Source organism: Clostridium isatidis, assembly GCF_002285495.1.
Classification (GTDB): Bacteria; Bacillota; Clostridia; order Clostridiales; family Clostridiaceae; genus Clostridium; species Clostridium isatidis.
The window spans coordinates 2834163-2859501 of the sequence record NZ_CP016786.1 but is presented as its reverse complement, the minus strand read 5'-3'; the positions used below and the strand labels follow the sequence as shown (position 1 = coordinate 2859501).

The 25339-nt window shown below is 28.5% G+C and carries 28 protein-coding genes and 11 tRNA genes; 29 read left to right on the top strand and 10 right to left on the bottom strand.

All coding sequences use genetic code 11. The features are described 5' to 3' along the window. Positions 1–29: 29 nt before the first annotated feature. Complete coding sequence (yyaC, locus tag BEN51_RS13645; RefSeq protein WP_119866532.1) at positions 30–611, bottom strand: spore protease YyaC; 582 nt, start codon at positions 609–611, stop codon at positions 30–32. 58 nt (positions 612–669) lie between these two features. Continuing rightward, a complete protein-coding gene (locus BEN51_RS13640) occupies positions 670–1827 on the bottom strand; it encodes an aminotransferase class V-fold PLP-dependent enzyme (protein ID WP_119866531.1) in 1158 nt (385 codons plus the stop codon). Positions 1828–2004: 177 nt separating this feature from the next. Between BEN51_RS13640 and BEN51_RS13635 the strand changes: the two genes are divergently transcribed. The 11 genes from BEN51_RS13635 (at position 2005) to BEN51_RS13585 (ending at position 10734) form a co-directional block, all read left to right on the top strand. After that, complete coding sequence (locus BEN51_RS13635; protein WP_119866530.1) at positions 2005–2244, top strand: putative Se/S carrier protein; 240 nt, start codon at positions 2005–2007, stop codon at positions 2242–2244. 6 nt (positions 2245–2250) lie between these two features. After that, positions 2251–3144: a mechanosensitive ion channel family protein gene (locus tag BEN51_RS13630; protein WP_119866529.1), complete on the top strand. Its 894-nt coding sequence runs from the start codon at positions 2251–2253 to the stop codon at positions 3142–3144. A 19-nt stretch (positions 3145–3163) separates the two neighbouring features. Next, the gene (locus tag BEN51_RS13625; RefSeq protein ID WP_119866528.1) at positions 3164–3358 is read left to right on the top strand and encodes a DUF951 domain-containing protein; all 195 of its coding nucleotides are present in this window, start codon (positions 3164–3166) and stop codon (positions 3356–3358) included. Between the two features lie 93 nt (positions 3359–3451). Continuing rightward, entirely contained in the window at positions 3452–3739 is a 288-nt protein-coding gene (gene rpsF, locus BEN51_RS13620; RefSeq protein WP_119866527.1) for a 30S ribosomal protein S6, read from the top strand. A gap of 14 nt (positions 3740–3753) precedes the next feature. Then, a complete protein-coding gene (locus tag BEN51_RS13615) occupies positions 3754–4212 on the top strand; it encodes a single-stranded DNA-binding protein (RefSeq protein ID WP_119866526.1) in 459 nt (152 codons plus the stop codon). Positions 4213–4240: 28 nt separating this feature from the next. Next, complete coding sequence (gene rpsR, locus BEN51_RS13610) at positions 4241–4486, top strand: 30S ribosomal protein S18 (RefSeq protein ID WP_119866525.1); 246 nt, start codon at positions 4241–4243, stop codon at positions 4484–4486. Between the two features lie 139 nt (positions 4487–4625). Continuing rightward, on the top strand, positions 4626–4943 hold the full coding sequence (locus BEN51_RS13605) for a MazG-like family protein (protein WP_119866524.1): 318 nt from the start codon (positions 4626–4628) through the stop codon (positions 4941–4943). 4 nt (positions 4944–4947) lie between these two features. Further along, complete coding sequence (locus BEN51_RS13600) at positions 4948–6924, top strand: DHH family phosphoesterase (protein ID WP_119866523.1); 1977 nt, start codon at positions 4948–4950, stop codon at positions 6922–6924. Between the two features lies 1 nt (position 6925). After that, positions 6926–7372: a 50S ribosomal protein L9 gene (gene rplI / locus BEN51_RS13595; RefSeq protein ID WP_119866522.1), complete on the top strand. Its 447-nt coding sequence runs from the start codon at positions 6926–6928 to the stop codon at positions 7370–7372. Between the two features lie 45 nt (positions 7373–7417). Beyond that, positions 7418–9283 (top strand): Lon family ATP-dependent protease, encoded by a 1866-nt coding sequence (gene lonC / locus BEN51_RS13590; RefSeq protein WP_418219559.1) that lies wholly within the window; start codon positions 7418–7420, stop codon positions 9281–9283. A 113-nt stretch (positions 9284–9396) separates the two neighbouring features. Beyond that, complete coding sequence (locus tag BEN51_RS13585; protein ID WP_119866520.1) at positions 9397–10734, top strand: replicative DNA helicase; 1338 nt, start codon at positions 9397–9399, stop codon at positions 10732–10734. A gap of 68 nt (positions 10735–10802) precedes the next feature. On the opposite strand, the gene BEN51_RS13580 is transcribed toward BEN51_RS13585, so the two are convergent. Next, positions 10803–11156, bottom strand: a complete 354-nt coding sequence (locus BEN51_RS13580) for a hypothetical protein (protein WP_119866519.1) — start codon at positions 11154–11156, stop codon at positions 10803–10805. 159 nt (positions 11157–11315) lie between these two features. On the opposite strand from BEN51_RS13580, the gene BEN51_RS13575 reads away from it, so the two are divergent. Then, positions 11316–11498: a DUF1858 domain-containing protein gene (locus tag BEN51_RS13575; RefSeq protein WP_164704129.1), complete on the top strand. Its 183-nt coding sequence runs from the start codon at positions 11316–11318 to the stop codon at positions 11496–11498. A 47-nt stretch (positions 11499–11545) separates the two neighbouring features. Further along, the gene (locus tag BEN51_RS13570; protein ID WP_119866517.1) at positions 11546–12301 is read left to right on the top strand and encodes an acyl-[acyl-carrier-protein] thioesterase; all 756 of its coding nucleotides are present in this window, start codon (positions 11546–11548) and stop codon (positions 12299–12301) included. Positions 12302–12376: 75 nt separating this feature from the next. On the opposite strand, the gene BEN51_RS13565 is transcribed toward BEN51_RS13570, so the two are convergent. Continuing rightward, positions 12377–13636 carry a BaiN/RdsA family NAD(P)/FAD-dependent oxidoreductase gene (locus BEN51_RS13565; protein WP_119866516.1) on the bottom strand — a complete coding sequence of 420 codons (1260 nt, stop codon included), beginning with the start codon at positions 13634–13636 and terminating at the stop codon, positions 12377–12379. Positions 13637–13860: 224 nt separating this feature from the next. Between BEN51_RS13565 and BEN51_RS13560 the strand changes: the two genes are divergently transcribed. The 11 genes from BEN51_RS13560 (at position 13861) to BEN51_RS13510 (ending at position 14805) form a co-directional block, all read left to right on the top strand. Next, a tRNA-Glu gene (locus BEN51_RS13560) sits at positions 13861–13935 on the top strand. Positions 13936–13939: 4 nt separating this feature from the next. Beyond that, positions 13940–14015 (top strand) — tRNA-Val (locus BEN51_RS13555). Between the two features lie 4 nt (positions 14016–14019). Continuing rightward, a tRNA-Asp gene (locus BEN51_RS13550) sits at positions 14020–14096 on the top strand. A gap of 31 nt (positions 14097–14127) precedes the next feature. Beyond that, positions 14128–14202: transfer RNA gene (locus tag BEN51_RS13545), tRNA-Glu, on the top strand. Positions 14203–14207: 5 nt separating this feature from the next. Beyond that, a tRNA-Val gene (locus BEN51_RS13540) sits at positions 14208–14283 on the top strand. A 4-nt stretch (positions 14284–14287) separates the two neighbouring features. Next, positions 14288–14364, top strand: a tRNA-Asp gene (locus tag BEN51_RS13535). A 23-nt stretch (positions 14365–14387) separates the two neighbouring features. After that, positions 14388–14462, top strand: a tRNA-Thr gene (locus BEN51_RS13530). 8 nt (positions 14463–14470) lie between these two features. Further along, a tRNA-Glu gene (locus BEN51_RS13525) sits at positions 14471–14545 on the top strand. A gap of 4 nt (positions 14546–14549) precedes the next feature. Beyond that, positions 14550–14625: transfer RNA gene (locus BEN51_RS13520), tRNA-Val, on the top strand. A gap of 5 nt (positions 14626–14630) precedes the next feature. Then, positions 14631–14707, top strand: a tRNA-Asp gene (locus tag BEN51_RS13515). Positions 14708–14730: 23 nt separating this feature from the next. Continuing rightward, a tRNA-Thr gene (locus tag BEN51_RS13510) sits at positions 14731–14805 on the top strand. Positions 14806–14901: 96 nt separating this feature from the next. On the opposite strand, the gene BEN51_RS13505 is transcribed toward BEN51_RS13510, so the two are convergent. Next, positions 14902–15876, bottom strand: a complete 975-nt coding sequence (locus BEN51_RS13505; RefSeq protein WP_119866515.1) for an ATP-binding protein — start codon at positions 15874–15876, stop codon at positions 14902–14904. Next, the gene (locus BEN51_RS13500; protein WP_119866514.1) at positions 15869–16870 is read right to left on the bottom strand and encodes a DnaD domain protein; all 1002 of its coding nucleotides are present in this window, start codon (positions 16868–16870) and stop codon (positions 15869–15871) included. The genes BEN51_RS13505 and BEN51_RS13500 overlap by 8 nt, the downstream gene beginning before the upstream one ends. 148 nt (positions 16871–17018) lie before the next feature. Here BEN51_RS13500 and BEN51_RS13495 point away from each other — a divergent pair, with 148 nt between their 5' ends. Then, entirely contained in the window at positions 17019–18113 is a 1095-nt protein-coding gene (locus BEN51_RS13495; protein WP_119866513.1) for a peptidoglycan DD-metalloendopeptidase family protein, read from the top strand. A 97-nt stretch (positions 18114–18210) separates the two neighbouring features. Here the strand turns inward: BEN51_RS13495 and BEN51_RS13490 are convergent, their stop codons facing one another. The 4 genes from BEN51_RS13490 to BEN51_RS13475 form a co-directional block, all read right to left on the bottom strand. Next, a complete protein-coding gene (locus BEN51_RS13490) occupies positions 18211–19422 on the bottom strand; it encodes a S8 family serine peptidase (RefSeq protein ID WP_119866512.1) in 1212 nt (403 codons plus the stop codon). Positions 19423–19508: 86 nt separating this feature from the next. Then, the gene (locus BEN51_RS13485) at positions 19509–19940 is read right to left on the bottom strand and encodes a DMT family transporter (RefSeq protein ID WP_119866511.1); all 432 of its coding nucleotides are present in this window, start codon (positions 19938–19940) and stop codon (positions 19509–19511) included. Between the two features lie 78 nt (positions 19941–20018). After that, positions 20019–20474 carry a dUTP diphosphatase gene (locus BEN51_RS13480; protein WP_119866510.1) on the bottom strand — a complete coding sequence of 152 codons (456 nt, stop codon included), beginning with the start codon at positions 20472–20474 and terminating at the stop codon, positions 20019–20021. 156 nt (positions 20475–20630) lie between these two features. Continuing rightward, the gene (locus BEN51_RS13475; protein ID WP_119866509.1) at positions 20631–21173 is read right to left on the bottom strand and encodes a hypothetical protein; all 543 of its coding nucleotides are present in this window, start codon (positions 21171–21173) and stop codon (positions 20631–20633) included. A 301-nt stretch (positions 21174–21474) separates the two neighbouring features. On the opposite strand from BEN51_RS13475, the gene BEN51_RS13470 reads away from it, so the two are divergent. The 4 genes from BEN51_RS13470 to BEN51_RS13455 all read left to right on the top strand — a co-directional run bounded on the left by BEN51_RS13470 (position 21475) and on the right by BEN51_RS13455 (position 25208). Beyond that, positions 21475–22734 carry a UDP-N-acetylglucosamine 1-carboxyvinyltransferase gene (locus BEN51_RS13470; protein WP_119866508.1) on the top strand — a complete coding sequence of 420 codons (1260 nt, stop codon included), beginning with the start codon at positions 21475–21477 and terminating at the stop codon, positions 22732–22734. 23 nt (positions 22735–22757) lie between these two features. Beyond that, positions 22758–23546: an MBL fold metallo-hydrolase gene (locus tag BEN51_RS13465; protein WP_119866507.1), complete on the top strand. Its 789-nt coding sequence runs from the start codon at positions 22758–22760 to the stop codon at positions 23544–23546. 69 nt (positions 23547–23615) lie between these two features. Beyond that, positions 23616–24113: an SEC-C metal-binding domain-containing protein gene (locus BEN51_RS13460; RefSeq protein WP_119866506.1), complete on the top strand. Its 498-nt coding sequence runs from the start codon at positions 23616–23618 to the stop codon at positions 24111–24113. Between the two features lie 108 nt (positions 24114–24221). Next, entirely contained in the window at positions 24222–25208 is a 987-nt protein-coding gene (locus BEN51_RS13455; protein WP_119866505.1) for a serine hydrolase domain-containing protein, read from the top strand. Positions 25209–25339 lie beyond the last annotated feature (131 nt).

Sequence of the window (25339 nt, the reverse complement as noted above, 5' to 3'; positions counted from 1 at the left end):
ATTAAGAAATTATTTAAATAAGGTAAATATTAAATGTTAGATAGAGTTTTTTTTGTATTTAATCTTGAAGCTGATAATGCAAAATGAAGTATTCCTTTATAAATTACTTCTGCTAAATTCATAACTACATATAATCTAGTATTTTGTAATACTAAAAACTCAAAACTTCCAGAAATATTAACAATTCCAGTTATGCTTAAATCACCAACTTTAGGAAGGTCTTTATTTAAAGCAAGTCCTGGGCTTAAGGGTTTGTTTTCTATAAATATTTTACCGATATTATTTATTTTACCTAGACAGGCATCTATTGCTATAATATATGGATTAGAAAAATTACTATATATTTTATCTAAAATAGAAACTAAGTTTCTAGAGTGTACTGGGTTTTCTAGTGTTCCATAAACATAAAATTTATTTTTAGGTATTAAGGGTTTTAATTTGTGACCAACTAAAGGACCTAAAGAATCCCCAGTACATCTATCAGTTCCTATACATAAAAAAATTATTTCTCTATCTGATAAAAGAACATCATTCAAATTTTTTAATAAGAAATTCTTAATATCTAAATAAGTATTAGGCATAAAAGAATCAACAGAAAAATTAGTATCCATAAAAAACCTCCTTTATTGAAATTATTAACAATAAAGGAGGTAACTATACAGTAAAAAATTATTTTAATTTTATTATATTGTTTATAGAGTTTATAACATAATTGATTTCTTCTAGGGTATTAAAATAACTGATACTTAAGCGAACAGTACCTGAAGGATAAGTACCCACAGTTTTGTGAGCTAAAGGAGCACAGTGTAATCCAGATCTATTTTTTATATTATAATCATTATCTAAAATATAAGATAATTCAGAAGTATCCATATCTTTAACATTTAAAGAAAGGCAAGATGTATAGCTGTCAGCTTTATTTATATCATCATATAATATAACATTATTAATATTATGAAGTTCTTCTAGCAAATGAGAACGCAAATAAAAATTCTTTTCATATATAGTATTAATACCTTCATTATTTATAAATTTAATACCCTCTAACAAGCCACATATTCCAGGCATATTTAATGTTCCAGCTTCAAATTTGTCTGGTAAAAAGTCAGGTTGAGTCAAAGAATAAGACAAGCTGCCTGTTCCTCCTAGGGTATATGGAGAACAAATTGAGTTTAAATCATCATTAATAATAAAGCCGCCTATCCCTTGAGGTCCAAAAAGGCTCTTATGTCCTGTAAAGGCTAAGGCACTCAAATTCAGAGTTTTAAAGTCTATACTTAATACACCAGCACTTTGGGCTGAATCTATTATAAAAAAGATGTTATGTTTTTTGCATAATTTGCCTACTTCTTGTATTGGCTGAATTGATCCAAAAACATTAGAGGCGTGATTTAGTATAACTAATTTTGTATTTTCTTTTATTTTATTTTCTATATCCTTTGGAGATATAAAACCAAAATTATTTGCTGATACAATATCAAGTTCAATAATATGGTTTTCTTTTAGTCTATAAAGAGGTCTAATAACTGAATTATGCTCCATAGAAGAAGTTATTACATGATCACCATTTTTTAAAATTCCGTTGATTAATATATTTATTGAAGAAGTTATATTACTTGTAAAAATAATATTTTCTATTTTATCAAAATTAAAGAAGTTTGCTATAGTTTCTCTTGCCTCTATTAAAAGTCGATTTGTTTCTAAAGCGTTATCATGATTAGCTCTGCCTGGATTTCCTCCAATTTTTGTAAGAAAATTATATATTGAATCAGCAACAGCTTTTGGTTTTGGAAAAGTTGTGCTTGCATTATCTAAATAAATATTCATATTTTTACTCCTTATTTATTTATATCTTTAATAATATAAATTATAAAATAAATAATATACATTTACATAATATATTAAAAAAGTTGTCATTTAAAGCTATTTAAAAAGAATATTCAATATAATATAATTAATTAAAGAAAATCAAAATAAATAAGTTTTCTTAAATTGGAGGAAAATATGAGTTATTATGTTATAGTTTTTAAAAACACATTAGATGCAATGAATGCAGAAAAAAAACTAAAAGAAAATAATTATAAATTTAAAATAATGCCTACACCAACATCTATAACCCAAAGCTGTGGAATATGCGTAAGAACAGAAAATAAAGAAGATATAGATAATATAATTTCTAATAATTTAATAATATATAAAAATATATATAGAAAAAATAATGATGAATTTATAAAAATAAAATAGAAGGTGATGAAAGGTTTGTTTGCAATATTAAAGATAAGTAAAAATCTGGATGGGGGATTTAATGTAAATATCAATTGGGAATCTATATTTGATAAAAGTGGAGAGTTACTAGAGCAACTTATAAATAAATTAATACTTATCTTAATTGTAATAATTTGTGCTAATTTAGTAAGAAAATTTTCTGATAAGCTTATAGATAGGTTTGTAGAAAGGCAGGTTAAGAGCAAATCTAACTTTTCAATTGATAAGAATAAAGCTATGACTGTTGGAACAATATTAAAAAGCACAGTAAAATATGCTGTTTATTTTTCTGGAACTGCAATTATAATTAGTAATATATTCAAGGTTTCGGCAGCTGTATTAAGTGGAATAGGTTTTGTGGTAGGTATAGGAGCACAAAGTTTAGTTAAAGATTTAATAAATGGATTTTTTATATTGTTTGAAGACCAATATGGGGTAGGAGATTATATTACGGTTGGTGAATTTAGTGGAATTGTTGAAAACATAGGGATACGTTCAACTGTTCTTAAAGATTTTAATGGAGATACACATATAATTCCAAATGGAAGTATAAGTGAAATTTCAAATCATTCAAGAGGAAATATAAGCTTTATAGTGGACATAGAAATTTCAAATGAAGAAGATGTAGATAAGGCAATAGAAATAATGAAAGAGAGCTGTGAAAAGTTTGCAGATGAATATAAAGATGATATTGTTCAAAAGCCAGAAGTTTTAGGTGTTAAGGCACTTAATGTATATGGAACAACAATTACTATATCAGGAAAAGCTAAACCTTTATCACAGTGGAAATTAGAAAGAGCTTTAAGGAAGCAATTAAAGGTTACTTTATATGAGAATAATATAAAAATGCCTTATCTTAAAACTCAAATAATAAATTAAAGATTGGGGAGGAATAACTATGATAGAGAATTTTGATTTAGGAGATATAGTACAAATGAAAAAGGAGCATCCTTGTGGAAATAATAAGTTTGAAATAACAAGGTTGGGGGCAGACATAAAAATTAAATGCATAGAATGTGGAAGAATAGTAATGCTTCCAAGAAGTAAGTTTCAAAAAAATGCAAAGAAATTAATAAAAGCAGATCAAGTTTAGCTTGAAAAAGTATTTACAGAGTGATATAATAGTAAATTGTAAATCCCTGCTGTGTAAAACACAGCCGAAGTCCGAGGGGAGGAGGTGAAAATGATGAGAAAGTACGAAACTATATTCATACAACACCCATCATTAGATGAAGAAGCTTGCAAAGCTAACATCGAAAAATTTAAGGGTGTAATAGAAAATGGTGGAGGAACAGTAGAAAACGTTGATGTTTGGGGTAAGAGAAAGCTTGCTTACGAAATCGCAAAGATTAACGAAGGTTTCTATACATTAATCAACTTCAGTGCTGATTCAGAATTACCTAAAGAATTAGACAGAATTTTCAGAATCACTGATGGTGTTATAAGACACATCATTGTTAAACAAGAAGCGTAAGAGGTGATATTGTTATGAATAAGGTTATACTTATTGGTAGACTAACAAAAGATCCAGAGTTAAGTTATGCAGCTGGAAGTGGAGTTGCGGTAGCAAGATTCACATTAGCAGTTACAAGGCCTTTTAAAAGGGATGAAGCTGACTTTATAAACTGTGTAGCTTTTAATAAAACTGCTGAGACAATAGGACAATATCTTGCTAAAGGAAGACAAATCGCTGTAACTGGAAATATTAGAACCGGCAGTTATGATGCAAAAGATGGAACTAAAAGATATACAACAGATGTTGTAGTTGAAACTTTTGAGTTTATTGGAACTAATAATTCTGGAATGGGCGGAAGAGAAAATAATTCATTTGACAATGGATATGGCGCTTCTAATATGGATTCTGATTATTCAAATTCCTCTAATTTCGGGGGAATAAATTTTGATGAGGATATGACTCCAGTAGATGATGGAGATATGCCTTTCTAAAAGTCTAATATAAAAGGAGGGAATTAGCATGAAAGATGTAAAAAAATCTAGTGGAAGAATTAGAAGATCTAGAAAAAAAGTATGTGCTTTTTGCGTAGAAAAGTCTGAACAAATAGATTACAAAGATATTAATAAGTTAAGAAAATTCGTTACAGAAAGAGGTAAGATATTACCAAGAAGAATTTCTGGAACATGCGCTAAGCATCAAAGAGAATTAACAACTGCTATAAAGAGATCAAGAAATATAGCATTATTACCATTTACAACAGAGTAATAAAAATAACCCCTGATTATCAGGGGTTTTATTTTATTTAAAAGATTTACAAAAATTGTAATTATCCTTATAATTTGTTGCATTAATGATAAATTATAATTAAAATAGATATACAGGGTATTTGCATAGGGGTGAGGTTATGAAAAGGGAAGAACTAAATATTATGTCCAATATAAAAATGATAGAAAAACTAAAGGCTAATTTATTATGTATAATTGGAGAATTCTATCATTTACTTACAAAAGGAAGTAATGTAGCACAGGATGCGATTTTAAATTGTATATCAGGAGCTATATTAATATTATATGTATTGGCGCAAAAATTAGGATATTCATGTGAAGATGTTGATAATGACATGAAAAGAAAATTAAAAACTGGCATAGCTGAAGGACATGAATATGAAAAGGATGGAAGAAGTTTAAGTAAACTTCAATTACATTTAAAGGAGCACCATTGATTTTATGAAGTGGAATGATTTAATAACAAAGTATACAAAGACTATTAAGGGTGTTGTACCTATTGTTACACCTATTATCTTTGTTTTGGCTTGCATAACTTTTTATTTTATGAATAATGCTTTGCTTGGTTCCTTTTTACTTATTATTTTTATTGTATTCAATATAACTAATTATGTTGTAAAAGAAACAGAAGAAGACAATATAGCTAAAATTACAGAGAGAGTAGAACAGGAAATAAAAAACAATATAATGAATTTAATATCTCCTGTTGCTTTAATAAGAGAGTCAGGTGAAATTTTTTGGTGTAATAAAGAATTTGAAAAACTTACAGAAAATGAATCACCAATTGGAGTAAATGTTGTTAGCATAGCAAGAGGTTTAAATTTATCTAGATTGTTAAGTTGCGATAAAGAATTACATCAAAAAATAAAGATTTTAGATTCATTATATAAAATATATGCAAGTAAGTTAGAAAAATTAAATTCAGATGAAGATATCTATATAGTTTATTTTAATGATATAAGTAATTTTAAAAACATGGAAAACACAAAAGAAAGTATTATGCTCATAGAAGTAGATAATCTTTCAGAAGTACTAGAGGGTACAGAAGAAGCTAATAGACCAATGTTAATTGCTGATATAGAGAAATGTATTAATGCATATGCTCAAAGATTAAAGGCAATGATAACAAAGTATGATACAAATAAGTATGTTATGTCAGTGCAAGATAAATTTATTGATGAAGAAATAAACAATAAATTTAAGGTGTTAGAAGAAATTTCAAAAATTGATAGAGGAAATAAATTCGAAGTTACTTTAAGCATAGGAGTTGGAAGGGGCGGAACATGCCCTTTAGAAAATAATAAGTTTGCAATTACTGCAAAGGAATTAGCTCTAGGAAGAGGCGGGGATCAAGCAGTCATTAAAAACAATGAACAAATAAGATTTTTTGGTGGTAATACAAGAGAAATAGAAAAAAGAACAAGAGTTAGGGCAAGGATTGTATCACATTCTATAAAGGAATTAATATATGAGAGTAGTAATGTTCTAATCATGGGACATAAAAATATAGATATGGATTGTTTTGGTTCTGCAGTAGGAATGTCTTCAGTTGTTAAGCAATTAGGTAAATTGTGTAATATAATTTTAGGTAATGATACCTATGCTATTGATTATTACTTAAATAAATTGAAAGAAGATAAAAATTATGATAATTTATTTATAAGCAGAGAAAAGGCTTATGACTTGATAAATGAAAAGACTTTGTTAATGATTGTAGATGTCCATAATAATGGTTATATATTAGACGTAGATATTGTTGAAAAAATACAAAGAAAAATAATAATAGACCATCATAGAAGAAGCCCTGAAATTGTAGAAGGAGCGTTATTAAATTATATTGAAGTATATGCATCATCAACTTCAGAAATGGTAACAGAATTAATACAGTATATGGTGCAAAAACCAAATTTAAAAGCAATAGAGGCAGAAGGTCTTTTAGCCGGAATTTTTATGGATACAAAAGGCTTTTCATTTAAATCAGGTGTAAGAACCTTTGAAGCAGCTTCATTCTTAAGAGGCTTAGGTGCAGATACTGTAGAGATTAAAAAAATGTTTATGGATAATATGGATGATTACTTATTGATAGCAGATACTATTAGATCAGCAGAGGTAAAAGACGGTATTGCTATTGCAGTGGCACCTGGTAGAATAAAAAAAGGTTTTATGGCTGCTAAAGCTGCAGATGAGCTTTTAAATATAGCAGGAATAAATGTATGCTTTGTGTTAGCTCAAATAAACTCTGATATAATTATTAGTGGTAGATCAAGTGGAGAGGTAAATGTTCAAGTGATACTTGAAGCTATTGGTGGAGGAGGCCATATGAATATGGCTGGAGCTCAACTAAATAATATATCCTTAGAAAATGCTAAAAAAATCTTAAAGGATGCTATAAAAAAACATTTAAAGGCGGGTGAATAACATGAAAGTAATATTATTACAAGATGTTAAAAAGTTAGGTAAAAAAGGTGATGTTGTAAATATATCTGATGGATATGCAAGGAATTTTCTATTTCCTAGGAAATTAGCAGAAGAAGCAAATGAAGCTAATATGCATATATTAAACGCTAAAAAGGAAAATGAGAGAAAGAAAAAGTTAGCGGAAATGGAAGAAGCTCAAAAACTTGCTGCTGAATTAAAAGATAAAGTAATTAAGTTACAAGTTAAAAGCGGAGATAATGGAAAGCTTTTTGGTGCTATTACAAGTAAGGATATAGCAGAAAGAATAAATAAAGATTATAATTTAAAAATAGATAAGAAGAAAATAGTAATGGATACAATAAAACTTACTGGAGAATATAATATAGAAGTGAAACTATATCCAGAAGTTTCTACTAAAATGAAGGTTGTAATTGTACCACAATCATAAGGAGGACTAAGTTTGAAGACTTATGACGAAAAAAATTTTGAAACTATATTAGATAGTGATTTGTCCTTAGATGCACAGGTTAATGTAATAAATCAAATATTAAGTAATGTACTTGATGAAGGAGCCATTAGGGCAAGAACTGTAAGATTTAAGCTTCAAAAGTATATTAATTCACCAGATGTTTTCGAGAGAATTTATGCGCTTAATGTTATTGCTTCAGAAGGAAAGGGAGCAAAAGTAGTTCCTACTGAAGAAGAAGTAAGAGGAGTATTAGAAGACACTATTTATTATATTTCTGAAATTATAGCAAAAAAATATGTTCAAAATAAAATAGAAACACAAGTTGAAAGGGCCCTTCAAGAGAGACAAGATAAATATATGGATGAAGTTAAAATGTCCATAATTAAAAAACAAAAGGGACCTGAAAATGAAAAAACAAAGAAAAAATTAGAAAGATTAAAGAACTTAGATGCAAAAAAAATAAATAAGAATATTATGAGCCTCTTAAGACCAGAAAGTTTTTCAGAAATAATAGGTCAAGAGAGGGCGATAAAATCACTAATTTCCAAAATGTCTTCACCATATCCACAACACATAATTTTATATGGTCCACCTGGAGTTGGTAAGACCTCAGCAGCTAGATTAGCTTTAGAAGAAGCTAAAAAGCTAAAGTTTACTCCTTTTGGAGAAGAATCAAAATTTGTAGAGGTTGATGGAACTACTTTAAGATGGGATCCTAGAGAAATAACTAATCCATTATTAGGTTCTGTTCATGATCCTATATATCAAGGAAGTAAAAGAGACTTAGCGGAAATTGGAGTGCCAGAACCTAAGACAGGATTAGTAACAGAAGCTCATGGTGGAGTTTTATTTATTGATGAAATTGGAGAATTAGATGAAATACTTCAAAATAAGCTTTTAAAGGTATTAGAAGATAAAAGAGTTGAATTTTCTTCATCTTACTATGATCCAGATGATGAAAATGTTCCTCAATATATAAAATATCTATTTGAAAATGGAGCACCAGCAGATTTTGTTCTAATTGGAGCAACTACAAAGGATCCAAGTAAGATCAATGGAGCGTTAAGATCAAGATGTACAGAAGTATATTTTGAACCATTATCATCAGAAGATATTAAAGGTATTATTGAAAATGCTGCAAAGAAGCTTGGAGTTGAATTAGAAGATGGTGTTTCAGAACTCATAAGCCGATATACTATAGAGGGTAGAAAAGCTGTAAATATACTAGCAGATGCTTATGGTTATGCCTTATACAATTCTAATGAAGAATGTAAGAGTATAACACTTAAGGACGTAGAAGAGGTTATATCAATAGGAAGATATGTACCTTTTGAAAAAATAGATTATAACAAAAAGCCTCAAGTTGGACATATTTATGGACTCGGTGTAAGTGGTTTTATAGGTTCAACTTTAGAAATAGAGGCAGTAGCATTTGAATCAAGAAAGGCAGGAGCTGGAACAATAAAATTTAATGATACAGCAGGCTCTATGGCAAAAGATTCTGTATTTAATGCTGCATCAGTAATAAGAAGAATAACTGATAAAGATATTAAAGACTATGATATTCATGTAAATGTAGTAGGTGGAGGAAGAATAGATGGACCTTCTGCTGGAGCTGCAATAACAGTAAGTATTATTAGTGCTTTATTGAATAAGCCTATGAGACAAGATGTTGCAATAACAGGAGAAATATCATTAAGAGGAGAAGTAAAACCAGTTGGAGGAATATTTGAAAAAATATATGGTGCTAGAAGAAAGGGAATTAAGCTGGTTATAATTCCAAAAGATAATGAAAGAGAAATTCCTCTTAATTTAACAGATATTGAAGTGAAAACTGTAAGCAATATAGAAGAAGTAATTGATATAGTCTTTGAAAATAAGTTAGATTAAATTTGTAATAAGGGGATTAAGCTTTTACTAAGAAAGCTTAATCCTTATTTTATAATAGAAAAAAATTTGATATAATGTATAAGTATTATACAGTAAAGGAAAGGTGGTTACTTATGGAAGGGCCAATAATGAGAAGTTTGCCCCAAAGTCTAGAAGCTGAGCAATCTGTTATAGGTTCTATGATAATAGATAAGGAGGCAATATCTAAGGCTTTAGAAAAATTAAATGAAGAAGACTTCTATAGGGATGGACATAAGGTTATATTTAGGGCTATAAAAGAAATGTACTCAGAAGATATGGCTGTTGACTTAGTAACCTTGTTAGAATACTTAAAATCAACTGAAAAGCTAGAAAAAGCAGGGGGAGTAACATATATATCAGAGGTAACTTCGTCTGTTATAACTACAGCAAATTTAGATGCTTATATAAAGATAGTAGAAGATAAATCTATGTTAAGAAAATTAATAAAATCTTCTACTGCAATAATAGAAGAAAGTTATAATAAGCAAGATAAAGTAAATGAAGTTATTGATTTTGCTCAAAAGAAAATATTTGATATAACAGATACTAAGAATACTAGTGAATATGAAAGTTTATCAACTGTCTTAGAAAGAGGTTTTTTAGAAATAGAAAGACTTTTCAATAATAGAGGAGCCATAACTGGTGTAGGATCAGGAATAAGAGACTTAGATGCAAAAACATCTGGTTTTCAAAAGGGTGATATGGTACTAATTGCAGCTAGACCATCAATGGGGAAAACAACATTTGCATTAAATATAGCAGAACATGCTGCTTTAGTAGAAAATAAAAGTGTAGTTATATTTTCATTAGAAATGTCAAAGGAGCAATTAGCATATAAGTTATTATGTTCTGAGGCTAATGTAGATATGCTTAAGTTAAGAACTGGTAACTTAGATGATGATGATTGGGAAAGGATTGCAAGAGCTACAGGTCCTTTATCAAAGGCTAAAATATTCATTGATGATACTGCTGGATTAAGTGTAATGGAAATGAGATCAAAATGTAGAAAGATTAAAATGGAACATGGGATAGACTTAATTCTGATTGATTACCTTCAACTTATGAGTGGTAGTTCTGGAAGTGAAAGCAGGCAGCAAGAGGTATCTGAAATATCAAGATCAATAAAAGCATTAGCTAAGGAAATGCAATGTCCAGTTATAGCCTTATCACAATTGTCACGTGCTCCTGAGCAAAGAGCTGACCACAGACCAATGCTATCTGACTTAAGAGAATCTGGTTCTATAGAACAGGATGCTGACCTTGTAATGTTCTTATATAGAGACGAGTACTATAATAAAGAAACAGAAGAAAAAGGTATTGGTGAATGTATAATTGCAAAACAAAGAAATGGTCCTGTAGGAACTGTTAAAATGGCATGGATTGGTTCTCATAGTAAGTTTGCTAATTTAGAGATGGTTTATAAAGAATAATACAATATATAAAATTCCTCAAGGCTTGTACCATGAGGAATTTTATTTTATATTATCAATTTTTAATTTTAATCCTTAATTGTTACTTGATATTCTATTGGTATTTTGTATTTAATTAAATTATTTTTATTTGTATTTTCTATATTTTTTATATCTAAATTTTTTAAATAAATAGTTCTTTTATATTCTGATATTATATTATTATTTGTGCATACTAAAGATAGGTTTAATATAAGAAAATTATTTATGTATCTTAAAGAAATATGTTTTTTTATTAGTCCGTTAAGAAAAATATATATATAATAATAATTAGGAGTTTGTACTAATTTTATTATTGGAAATTTATTTTTTTTTATTGAATTAGTATCTAATAAAGAATTTATTTTATTTTCAGCATTTCTAAGTAAAATATAATTTCCCATAAATTTATCCCTCCTTATATAATATAGTTTGTACACATAAATTAAAGTTATGCTATGAGTATTATGGTAATAATAAAATTAATATTTTATTTATTTTACTTATGTAAAAAATAGACTATAATTTAATTATTAGCAAAAATTATAAAAGGTGGGATAATTATGATAAGCAAAGATATGACTATAGGAGAAATAATAAGAAATAATCCTGATTCTGTTGAAATACTAATGGCATTTGGTATGGGATGCGTTGGTTGTCCGTCAGCACAAGGAGAAACATTAGAAGAGGCAGCTGCTGTTCATGGATTAAATTTAGAAGGCTTATTAGCAGAACTTAATAAATAATTGGGACTATTTTAGTCCCTATTATTTAATTTTCTTAGGAGGATATAATGGGAAGAAAATATAGCAAGAAATATGAAATTTATTATTATAATGTAGATAGCAAATTAAACTGCACAATGCCTGTAGTTCTTGGTATTTTATCAGATGTAGGAAATAAGGATTCGGAAGATTTAGGTTCAGGTGTTAATGAGCTATTAAATAAAAATATGACATGGATTTTTTATAATTATGATGTAAAAGTAAAAAGATATCCTAAGTATGGAGAAAAAATTAATGTTATAACTCAATCAATTGGATTTAAAAAGTTTTATGCAGTAAGAAATTATGAAATAATAGGTGAAGATGGAGAAAAAATAGTTGAGGGAAGTGCAACCTTTTTAATGTTAGATATTAAAAAAAGAAGAGCAATGAGAATACCTAAGGATCAGTATGCTGTATATGGTGAAGAAGGAGATATGGAAGGTGAATTTAAGCTTCCTAGATTGAGTGATTTTGAAGAGTACGATTATGAAGAAACATTTAAGGTGAGATATTCTGATATTGATTCTAATGGACATGTAAATAATACAAAATATATTGAATGGTCGATAGAAAGTTTACCTAAAAATATAGTTGATAATTATATGTTAGAAGAAATAAAGGTTATATTTGAAAAAGAATGTAGATATGGTGAAGAAGTAAAAGTACTATCAAAGATAATAGAAAATGAAGATGGAACCTTAACTATAAAACATAAGGTTATAAATTCAGAAGGTAAAGAATTAACAAAATTAGAAGGAAAAATGAAAGCCATTAATAATTAAGGAAATAATCAATTTTACTAATTTATAAAAAATATAAAAACTCTTCTGCTTATTCTACAGAAGAGTTTTTTGTTATTATTTTTTGTTTTGTATGCTGGTATAAATGCTTTCTGCAACGAAGTGACCTGAGCTCCAAGCCCATTGGAGATTAAAACCACCACAATCTCCATCCACGTCTAATATTTCACCACAGAAGTATAAGTCCTTAACTATTTTTGATTCTAGGGTGTTTGGATTAACTTCTTTTGTGTTAACTCCTCCAATTGTAACTTGAGCTTGATTAAATCCATTAGTACCGATACAAGTAAATTTCCATTCTTTTAATAAATTAATTAAATTATTTTTTTCTTTCCAAGTTAGCTCATAACAAGGAGTATGTATATTTTGTATTCCTGCACATTTCAGAATAGTAGGAATAAGCTTTTTATTTATTATTCCAATTAGAGCATTAGATATTGATCTATAGGAAAATACAGCTAGATGATTTTCAATAAAATCAGATAAATATTCTTTACTTTCCTTTGGCATCATATCAACTACAATTTCAACCTTTTCATTTTTTGAAAATGATCTTGATGCCAAGCCTGATATTTGAAGAATTGGTGGACCAGATATTCCATAATCGGTAAATAGGATTTCACCAAATTCCTTTCGTATGGCTTCATTATTTACAAGTAAAGTTGCATATCCATCAAACTTAACTCCAGAAATAGATTTTAAATAAGGAGCATCAAGTTTTAGTTGAACAATACCAGGTATAGGTTCAATTAAGCTATGGCCAAGGGATTTTGCTAAATTATAACCTGACCCATCTGAACCTGTTTTTACAGCAGATTTTCCTCCACAAGCTAAAACCAATTTGTTACATGTGAATAACTTATATTCATCATTATCTGTGGATAAAATAAATCTCTTATTCTTGTGGATATCTTTTATTTTGCAGCTTGTGTATAAAGGTATGTTTTTATCTTCTAGTGCTAATCTAAAAATATCCACAACAGAAGAAGCTTGTAATGATTTTGGATATAATTTTTTATTTTGAAGTTCTATAATAGGTAAACCTAAAGTTAGAAAAAAGTTCTCTGTATCCTCAACGGTAAATGAAGTTAGAGTATTAATAAAAAAGTTATTATTCTCACTATGGTAATTTATAAATGGAGAAGAAATACCTTTATTAGAAATGTTACATCTTCCATTACCAGTTGTAAGAATTTTTTTTCCTATTCGATCAGTAGCTTCTATAATAGCAACATCTAAACCATAATCTTTTGCGGTTATGGCAGCCATAAGTCCAGAAGCACCACCACCAACTATAATTAAATCATGATATATCATAATAAAACTCCTTAAAGTATAATAAATATATTTTATCACAGTAAAAAAAGTTTATAAATATTGGACAAAATATGTAATGAAATTTATAATAATGGTAAAGATATAAGTAGCAACTTTATAAAAAACAATAAAATAAAAAAGTTGTAAAAAAGTGTTGACATAAGATAAAACTTTATGTATTATAAATAATGTGCTCTTTGAGAGAGGACATTTTAAGTAGATTTGGCTCCTTGGTCAAGCGGTTAAGACACCACCCTTTCACGGTGGTAACAGGGGTTCGATTCCCCTAGGAGTCACCAATATGGAAGCATAGCTCAGCTGGGAGAGCACCTGCCTTACAAGCAGGGGGTCACAGGTTCGATCCCTGTTGTTTCCACCAAGTTGGCCCAGTAGCTCAGCTGGTTAGAGTGCCGGCCTGTCACGCCGGAGGTCGAGGGTTCGAGCCCCTTCTGGGTCGCCACTTTAAAATGCTTATTTGTAAAATATAATATGGCTCCTTGGTCAAGCGGTTAAGACACCACCCTTTCACGGTGGTAACAGGGGTTCGATTCCCCTAGGAGTCACCAATTATGGAAGCATAGCTCAGCTGGGAGAGCACCTGCCTTACAAGCAGGGGGTCACAGGTTCGATCCCTGTTGTTTCCACCAAGTTGGCCCAGTAGCTCAGTTGGTTAGAGTGCCGGCCTGTCACGCCGGAGGTCGAGGGTTCGAGCCCCTTCTGGGTCGCCATTTAAATATAAATATATTATTGTGCTGGCATGGCTCAATGGTAGAGCAGCTGACTTGTAATCAGCAGGTTGTAGGTTCGAGTCCTATTGCCAGCTCCACTTAACATGGCTCCTTGGTCAAGCGGTTAAGACACCACCCTTTCACGGTGGTAACAGGGGTTCGATTCCCCTAGGAGTCACCAATATGGAAGCATAGCTCAGCTGGGAGAGCACCTGCCTTACAAGCAGGGGGTCACAGGTTCGATCCCTGTTGTTTCCACCAAGTTAGGCCCAGTAGCTCAGTTGGTTAGAGTGCCGGCCTGTCACGCCGGAGGTCGAGGGTTCGAGCCCCTTCTGGGTCGCCACTTTAAATAATATAGATAATTATGCTGGCATGGCTCAATGGTAGAGCAGCTGACTTGTAATCAGCAGGTTGTAGGTTCGAGTCCTATTGCCAGCTCCAAAAAAGACTTTGGATTATTCCAAAGTCTTTTTTTGTTTAAAAAATACAGTTAGAAATATAGTATTTTCTAACTGTATAAATAGCATATTTAATTAATTATCTTTTCTTTAAATTTAATTGAATTCTTATATCTTCTGAATAAAATTTATATAATTTAAAGTTTCCAAGTAATCTTGAAGAAATCCTCTCAGTATAGATTTTACTTATATCAGATAGAGATAAGTTAGTTGATACAAGCATTTTCTTTTTCTTTAATAATTTTTTATTTAAAAGATTAAAAAATTCTGTAGTAGAGAAATCTGTTATCTGTTCAGCTCCTAAGTCATCGATTATTAGGAAATCACAATTTATTAGTAGATCTTCTAGTTCATGATTATTTTCAAAGATTATTTCTCTTAAATTTTTTATTAATTCATCAATTGTTCTGTAAACTACTAGGTGACCATTATCTAAAAGTTCCTTCGCAATACAGCAGCTTAAAAATGTTTTACCAGTACCAGAATTGCCATAAAATAAAATATTTTCATCCATGTTATTGAAATTAGGTATAAATTCTTCCTTAAAATATTTCACTATATTTTCAATATTCCTTCTTGGAGTATACTTATCATCACTAATCTTATAATTAGGGAATAGCGAAAGATCTAAATTATTAAAGTTATTAGTCTTAAGGTTTTCTTTTAGATCGGAATCTTTATAATAAAGATTTATTAATTTCTGTTTGTAACAAGAACATCTTTTATTTCCTATGAAGCCTTGATCTTTACACTTTTGACATTGATACCTAAGATTTAAATATTCAGGATCATAACCTTTAGCAACTAAAGCTTCATATTTTTTGAATCTTAAATCAGTTATCTCTTCTCTAATATTCTTTATTTCTTCTTCGCTTATTCCTTTTAATATAGATAAGGTGAGATTAAGAGATTTTTTTTGAATTAAATTATCAAACTCTAGAATCTCAGGATATTTCTCTTCAATTTCTTTACGTCTAATTTCTAATTTTTTTTGTTCTTCTAATCTTATATTTTCATAGATTAATGATAATTCTTTCTGATAACCTTTAATCATCTTTATCCCATCCTAACAATTTTTTTTCTAAGGAATCGTAATCATAATCGCGGCCCTTAAAATTATTAAATTTTAAATTAGATTTATTATATGTGGTAGTTTTATTATTATAAGTCTTATTAGAAGAGGAATTTTTATAAGCAGTTTCTTTTTCTTCAATATCTTTTAAGCTTTTAAGATTATCCTTATGCCAGCTAGATAGTATTCCATCTATATATTTAAAATCTGCCCTATTTAATCTCTGGAAGCATATATCACAAGCCTTTTTTATTACATCTAAAGAGAAACTATAAACTGTGGTCCATTTTTCAAGCATATCTTCTTGAGGTTTCATTATTTCTGTATTTCTAATTCCTAAAAATTTGAGTATTTCTCTATAAGTTCCCCATTTGTCTTCTGTTTTTCTGATATAGTTTTGAGCATCTTCTACTGTTTTTATATTAAGTTCATGCCAAGCTATTGCAACTTTTTCGATATATCTATAATTATTTTTTCCTTTAGATACGCAATAATTTATCAATAGCAATATAAGCTCAGGAGAAAAATTATAATCTTGTTTCCATTGTATGTATGCTGTTATTTCAGATGGGGAAACAGGTCTTCCCATTAGCTTTTCTATATCTCTTATCATTCCCTTATTAGCTTCATTTGATAATTCTTCTAACAAGTTAATTTCATTACTACTTGCATCATTTTCTGAAGTTAAATCAATAAATTCTATATTGAAGTTTCCCATTTTGTCGATAGGGGTTAATTTAATAACACCTTCTTCATTCCAATAATTTAATGCATTTATTATATCTGATTCTAAAAGATCTAATATAGTTGCTAAAATAGATGTATTTACTCCAATTTCTCCAGTATAACTATATTTAAGCATTAAAATATATACCTTAATAAATTCTCCACGGGCTTTGGGCATATACCTTTCTATAAAAATATTACTAAGAGGAGTAAATTTTGAAGGTTTTGATTTAAACATAAAGGTACTCATATTAACACCTACCTTTCTAATTAATATTAAACAGTAAATTAATTATAACAAAGTGTAAGGAGAGGCTCAATACAACAATAATCAGATATAGAGAATAATATTTTTAAAAGTGGGAAAACTATTAAATGTCGTTGTTTAATCCTAAAAAATGAAAGGAGAACATATGGATACGAGTTCGACGTCTTTTAATAAGATAAGAATGATTAATATATTTATAACATTAATTGTTCTTTTATTAAATATTAATATAAAACTTGTAAATGCAGAAACAGTTAATAATTTAAATAAGGATATAGGCTTTTATTTTATATATAATGAAGGAAATTTTTTTGATGAAATATATAAAGCTATAACAGGGAAAGTAACTGCTTATAAGATAAATATAGATAATCAAGCTATAGGATATTTTTCAGAAAATACAAATTTTAAAAATATAAAGAATTTAGTATTGAAATATTATTTAGAAGATATTAGAGTAAATGAAAATTTAGTATTAGATTTTAATATAAAGGGAAATATAAATATAAGCAAGGAAAAGGTATATGAAGAAGTAATTGAAGAAGATGTAGAAATTGCTAAAAAGATATATGAGTTATCAAAGAGCAATAATATAACTTTAAGTATAAAATACCTTCAAGAAAATATATTAGAAATAAAGCCTAGTACAATAATATTACCAACGGAGGAAATGTTTTTAGGAGAAAGTAAAACAATCAATGGGAAGCCAGGAATAGAAAAAAAGGTTTATGAAATTTCTTTAGAGAATAATAGTGAAAAATCTAGAAAGTTAGTAAAAGATGATATTGCTAAGGAAGCAATAAGTACAAAAATATATAGAGGAACAAAAAATCCATATGAATATGGAATAGCTTTTTTAAATCAACCTACTAGAGGAGGATATTTAACTTCTGGTTATGGAGAAAGGTGGGAATCTTTCCATAAGGGAATTGATATATCAGGTAATATTGGCGATGATGTTTTAGCGGCATTAGAAGGAGAAGTTGTTTATGCAGAATATAATGACGGTGGATATGGAAATTTAATAATACTTGAACATGAAAACAATATGAAGACTTTTTACGGTCATTTAAATGATTTTTACGTTAAAGTTGGAGATAAAGTTAATAAGGGTGATGTTATTGGAGCTATTGGAAATACAGGTTTTAGTACGGGGCCTCACTTACACTTTGAACTAAGAGTAAATAATAATCCAGTAGATCCATATGAATATATAATTCAATAATAAGATTTAAATTTATTAATATACAAAAGTACCTATAAACTGATGCTATTATTTAAAGTGTACAGTTTATAGGTTCTATTTTTAATAAGTAAAATTATTATTTTTTTTCATTTTTAAAGATATTATTTATATTGATTTTGCCATTTCCCTGGCAATTATCAGGTATATCTAGTTTTTCACAAGATAATTCCAATAAGGATAGTACATCCTTTGGAGTAAGATTTTGATTAGTTTCATAAATTAGGGCACATATTCCGGCAACATAGGCTGCTGCTAAGGAAGTTCCAGTAAATGTTTTGTAAGAAGAGTTAAGTTTTGGTGGATATAACTTTATTCCATCTCTTTCAGAAACATAGTTTGTATTTGAGTTCAAAGAGACAATGTCAACGCAAGCAGCGCATAAATTTGGTTTATTTGATTTTTTATATGGACCTACAGAAGAATAAGTATAAGATTTAGGTAAAGGTTTATAAGTAGAATCATATCCTGAAACAGTTATACAATCATTACATAGGGCAATTCCTGTAATTGATCCATCTATATTTTTATTGCTTCCACTTGGTACAATGCAAGTTATATTTTGAGCAATTGCCTTAGCAATTAATTTGCTAAATAAGTTTTGCAAAAAGGCATTATAGTTTAACATCTCAAAAGGCATACATAAAATTTTTGTGTTAGTTTTTTCAACTTCATTTATTATCATATCTATAGAATAAAGTATATCTGAAATATAACCCTTTCCGGTTTTATCAAAAGCCTTATAACATATTATGTTAGAGTTTGGTGCCATACCTTTATATGTTCCATTAGAATTATTTCCATTTCCAGAAATTATTCCAGCAATACATGTTCCATGTCCATTATCATCATATGGATAATTTAATCCATTAATTAAATCAACAAATTTAATAATTCTGTTATTAGGATTAGTTAAGTCAGGGTGTGGGTAAACTCCGCTATCTATTATTGCAATTGTAATACCAGTACCTTTTAAACCGCTATTACTAGATAATTTTATTTTGTTTGCAGCTGTTACACTTGTACCACAAAGAAAGAAATATTCATCAAAGGATATAAATTCAATCTCAGGATATTCAATCAATCTTTTAATTCCTTTAGAATTGATACGGGCAGTTATTATTTTACAGTGCTCTATAGCATTTATAAATTCTCCATTGTAGGAGTTAATCTTTCTAATAATATTATCTTTAAATTTTTTATATTTAATAATTATTCTATATTTAACATTTGGATTGAAATCAATATATTTTTTTAAGTTATTATCTAACTTTTTATTATTAAAAAACATAAAAAATACTCCTAAAATTGATTACCATATATAATATATAAATAGGAGTATTTTTGTTAATATTATAAGAAAATTTAAAAATACAGTTACAGCTTAAGTTTAAATACTATTATGCCAGTAATCATTAAAGCAACGCCAATAAACTCATTTAAGCTAAAAGCAACTTTTTCTGTTTCAAATAGTCCCATTGCATCAATAATTGCAGCAGATAAAAGCTGAGCTGTTAATATTGTTCCAATTCCAATAGTAGCACCCATAGCACCAATACTTTTCATAACAGTAAATATGATTACAACTCCTAAGACTCCACTTAATAAATATAATTTATTAGCGGTTTTAATAGCTTTTATATCTCCTTTGCCCCAAATAAAGACAACTATGAGAGTAATGATAAAAGCTATTCCTTGAGATAAAAGAGCAGTTTCCCAAGTTCCAATCTTTTTTTCCAGGTTAGTGTTAAATACTCCCTGAAGAGTCATGGATATTCCAGAAATTATTGCAAATATAATTGCTAACATAAAATCACCTCAAAGCTATTATTACCTTTGAGATATAAAAATATTAAAAAACCCTCTAGTTAACTAGAAGGTTTTAAATCATTGATTTATTAGGGCCTTTTTAATTTGCTCTTCTGAATAGCCTAAGGAAATTCCAAGGCTTAAGAAATCTTCCATAAGAGTAATAAAGTGATCTTCTGATGGAGATATTATTAAGTCATTTAAATCTATAAATAAATTAAAAAACTGATCACTTAGACAATAATCATTAGGCTTAACGGTAATATCTTCAATATTATCATAATTTTTATCAATACCAATGCCTATTATGTGATTAAAGCAATCTAAGTATTTTTGAAATATCTTAGAATAATTAATTTCAACATCATCAGAAATCCAGTATTTATAACACTTAGTCTCTTCAGCTAGAGAACTTATTTTTGTATGTAACTCTAAATGTTTTCTTGTGCGAATTTTATATTCGCTTAAGGTATTATCAATAATAATTTCCTTATTCCTATCTTTTTGTTTTTGAAAAAACGATAATATTTCCATAAATATCCTCCAATTCTTAAGGATTTACCATATTCTATTTTACAAAATGTATTCGAAAATGAAAAGTGTGGTAAACGAATACAAAAAATAAATTTTTAAAATCTTAAAAATTTATGAAAAAATTAAAAAGTGTATTAATAGAAATACACTTTTTAATTATATATATAGATTTCTTTTTAAAGGATAACTTTTTATTACTGTTTCTTTTTTATTATTTGAAATTTTCCAAATCTCAATTCTATCTACTTTTAAAGTCTCTAAATCTGACTTATAAGTAATATCATTATAAGACTTCTTAATATCTTTTGGAATAAAGTTTAAATTAGCAATAGATAGATGCATTGATGATTCAGAATTTAAATCTAAAACATTAAAGTTATACAGTTTTAATGTATCACTTATAAGCCTGTTAAGCCTTTTTATATAACCTATATCAGAAATTTTAACATTTAAGGTTTTCCTAGCTTCACTAATTAAAATTTCATTAGTTAATTCAACCTTAAAAAGCTTATATGGTTTAATAATTTTATTAAGTACTTCATCAAGTTTTTCAATATTAGGATTTTCCACTACCTCTAATGGTATATATGGGACAGGGGAATTCCTATTTGCTCTAAAACGTTTAGATAATTTTTTCTGAATAGGTATAAAGTTTTTATAAGAGTCTTCATCAAATAATGCTACTAAATAATATTTCATAGTTTTAGCCTCTCATATTAAATTAGTTTATAAAATATTATGAATAGTCTATAAACTTTTCTTTATATTATATCATAATAAAAAAAATATAAAAAGATATTATGATAGTTGATAGTAAGAAAATTATAAATAATGTAAGCCTTTGAAAATTGCTATTGGGCGAAAAATCCCTATTTTCATAAGCTATTTTTATGATATAATGATTACTGTAAGTTTTTATAATGTAAATATAAAATGGTTAAAAGTTGAAAAGTTAGGAAATATTATATAGATAGATATAAAAGATGATAAGGGTGAAATTATGAAAAAGTTAGTTATAAGTGGTGGTAAGGTTCTTAAAGGTTCAGTTGAAATAAATGGTGCTAAAAATGCAGCAGTTGCAATATTACCAGCAGCAATTATGGCAAGTGAAGGAAAGTGTGTAATAGAAAACATTCCAGATATAGAAGATGTACATTGCCTTGAAAGAATTTTAAAAAGCTTAGGTTGTTCAGTAAATAAGATATGTAATAATACTTTAGAAATAGATGCTACTGATGTAACAAGTATTAATGCATGTACTGATGATGTAAGAAAAATGAGAGCTTCTTATTATTTTATAGGAGCTTTATTATCAAGATTTAAAAAAGCAAGAGTTGAACTTCCAGGGGGATGCCCTATTGGAGTAAGGCCTATAGATCAGCATATAAAGGGATTTGAAGCTTTAGGAGCAAAGGTCACAATTGAACATGGTGCAGTTATAGTTGAAGCAGAACATCTTTATGGAACTAACATATTCTTTGATGTTGTTTCTGTTGGAGCAACAATAAATGTAATGTTAGCAGCTACTTTAGCAGAAGGAACTACAATTCTTGAAAATGTTGCTAAGGAACCTCATGTAGTTGATGTAGCAAACTTCCTAAATTCTATGGGAGCTGATATAAAAGGTGCAGGAACAGATGTAATTAGAATTAAGGGTGTTAAAAAGTTAGTTGGATGTGATTATAGTGTTATACCAGATCAAATAGAAGCTGGAACATTTATGATTGCAGCTGTTGCAACTAAGGGTGATGTTACAATAAAAAATGTAATTCCAAAGCATTTAGAATCAATATCTGCAAAGCTTTCAGAAATGGGAGCTAAGATTGAAGAGGGAGACGATAGCGTTAGAGTATATGTTGAGGGAGATTTAAGAGGGGTAAATGTAAAAACTGCTCCATATCCAGGTTTCCCAACAGATGTTCAGCAGCCAATGTCAACTCTTCTATGTATTGTTCCTGGAAGAAGTATAGTTTCAGAAAGCATATGGGAAAATAGATTTAAACATATGGATGAATTAAAGAAAATGGGAGCAAATATAAAAGTTGAAGGAAGAACTTCTATTATTGAAGGAGTAGAAAAGTTAACAGGAACTCAAGTGATAGCTACAGATTTAAGAGCAGGAGCAGCTATGGTTATAGCTGGACTAGTAGCAAAGGGTCAAACAGAAATATTAGAAATAGAACATATTGATAGAGGATATCCTAATATAGAAGATAAATTTACTGCATTAGGTGCTGATATATATAGAGTAGAAGAGTAGGCCAAAACATGGGGGATAAAAAAATGAGGTTTTGTTCATTGTATAGTGGTAGCAGCGGGAATAGTATATTTATAGCCTCAGATAATGCAAAAGTATTAATCGATGCTGGCTTACCAGGAAAAAAAATAGGAGATGCGTTGCAAAGCATAGGAGAAAAGTTAGAAGAGATTGATGGCATATTTGTAACGCATGAACACTCAGATCATATTAAAGGGATAGGAGTTATATCAAGGAAATATGATATACCTATATATGCAAATGCAGATACATGGGCAGCCATGGAGAAGAACATAGGAAAAATAAAAGAGCATAATATAAAAATAATGGATAGAAGATCAACAAAGTCTATTAAAGATTTAGATATAAAATCTTTCAATATACCTCATGATGCAGCAGCTCCAGTAGGATATATACTTCATAGCAATGGAAAAAAGGTAAGTGTAACTACTGATTTTGGTATATATACTCAAGAAATTAAAGATAATATAAAAGATTCAGATGTTTTATTGTTTGAAAGCAATCATGATGTAAACATGCTTAAATTTGGACCATATCCTTATGTATTAAAACGAAGGATATTAAGTGAAGTTGGTCATTTATCCAATGAAGATTGTGGTAAGGCCATAGTGGATTTGGTCCATAGTAAATTACATAGAAAAGTAATACTAGGCCATTTAAGTGGAACTAATAATAATCCTGATTTGGCCTTTGAAACTGTATGTTCAGTATTACGAGAAAATAATATTACAGAGAAAGACATAACTATAACTATGGCAAGCAGAAGTGGTCCAAGCAATTTAATTGAAATTTAATAATTATATTAAGATAAAATAGTAATAAAAATATAAATTTAATAAATTTATGAAGAAGGAGAATATATTATGAGCTTATATAAGCAATGGACAGATATGGTAGTTGATTATGTTAAAACAAAGGGAGAAAAGGCTTTCTGGAAGGAGTATATGGAATTAGAAACAGCCATATATAAAGATATACTATCAAAACATAAAGAGGAGTATACTTTTACAATTTCAGATTTAGCTAAAAAATATGATACAACTTCAGAATTTATTATGGGATTTGTAGATGGCATTAACGATAGTTTAAAAAATCCACTTGATTTAGAGAAAGTAACAGAAATTGAAGAAATTACATTTAAAGTAGATTTAGAAAAATTATATTATAATATGCTAGATGCAAAAGCAGAATATTTATATACATTACCACAATGGGATGGTATATTTTCACCAGAAAAGAGAAAGGAAATACAAAAACAATATAAGGCTTCAGTTGTAGTTAGAAATGAAAATAAAATAGGTAGAAATGATCCTTGTCCATGCGGAAGCGGTAAAAAGTATAAAAAGTGCTGCGGTAAATAGTCTACAGACCCTCGTAAATAAAGGTTTTGCGAGGGGTTTTTATATTTTATAGTGTTATATGTTTATTTTAGTTTAAGTGGATACTATATGGTGATTAAGGAGGAATATATGAATAAAAAAGAGTTACATAATTATGTAGAGAAAAATCAACCTAATATTTGTCAGATTGTCGCATATAAAAACAATCAAAAAATATATTTTGATACTTGGAATAATTATAAAGAGGATGACTCTGTGCATATAGCATCTGCTACAAAGAGTATTATTTCCTTACTTATTGGAATTGCTATTGATAAAGGTCAAATAAAAAATGTTAATGAAAGAGTATTGGATTATTTTCCGGATTATAAAATTAAAAGAGGAGAAAAAACAATACAAAATATAACAATTAAACATTTGTTAACAATGAGAGCTCCTTATAAGTGTAAAGGAGACCCTTGGACTAAAGTTTGTTCAAGTGATAATTGGACTTACACATCCCTTGATTTTTTAGGAGGAAGAAAAGGAATAACGAATGAATTTAATTATCAAACTGTTTGTCTTCATATACTATCTGGAATATTATATAAAGCAACCAACATGATAACAGTTGATTATGCAAATAAATATTTATTTGAACCTTTAGGCATTAAAAAACATATTAATTATTATGCAGCAAGTGCAGAAGAACATAAGAAATTTATAATAGATAAATTGCCAAAAGATAAGTTTTGGTTATGTGATTCTGAAAATTTAGGAACACCAGGATATGGATTATGTATGTCAGCAGATGATATGGCAAGGATTGGATTATTATGTTTGAATAAAGGTAAATATAATGATAAACAAATTGTTTCTTCAAAATGGATAGAAGAAATGACTGAGCCAAGGATTATTGAAAATGATAAGTTTAGAGGAATGATGTATGGATATTTGTGGTGGATTATAGATCCTAAGAAAAATATATATGCAGCTATAGGTGATAGTGGTAATGTTATATATATAAACCCAGAAAATAATATAGTAATAGCAGTGACATCATATTTTAAGCCTACAATATTTGATAGAGTAGAATTTATTCAAGAATATATTGAACCATTAATAAATAAATTATAATTAATTTTATGAAAAATTATCTTGTAAGGCTCAAATTGCAAATATAAGAAGTGATACAGGAAATAAATTGATATTCTCTCTAATTTATTATGTGTCAAAAGTTTTTATATTAAATAGATATATTAATATAA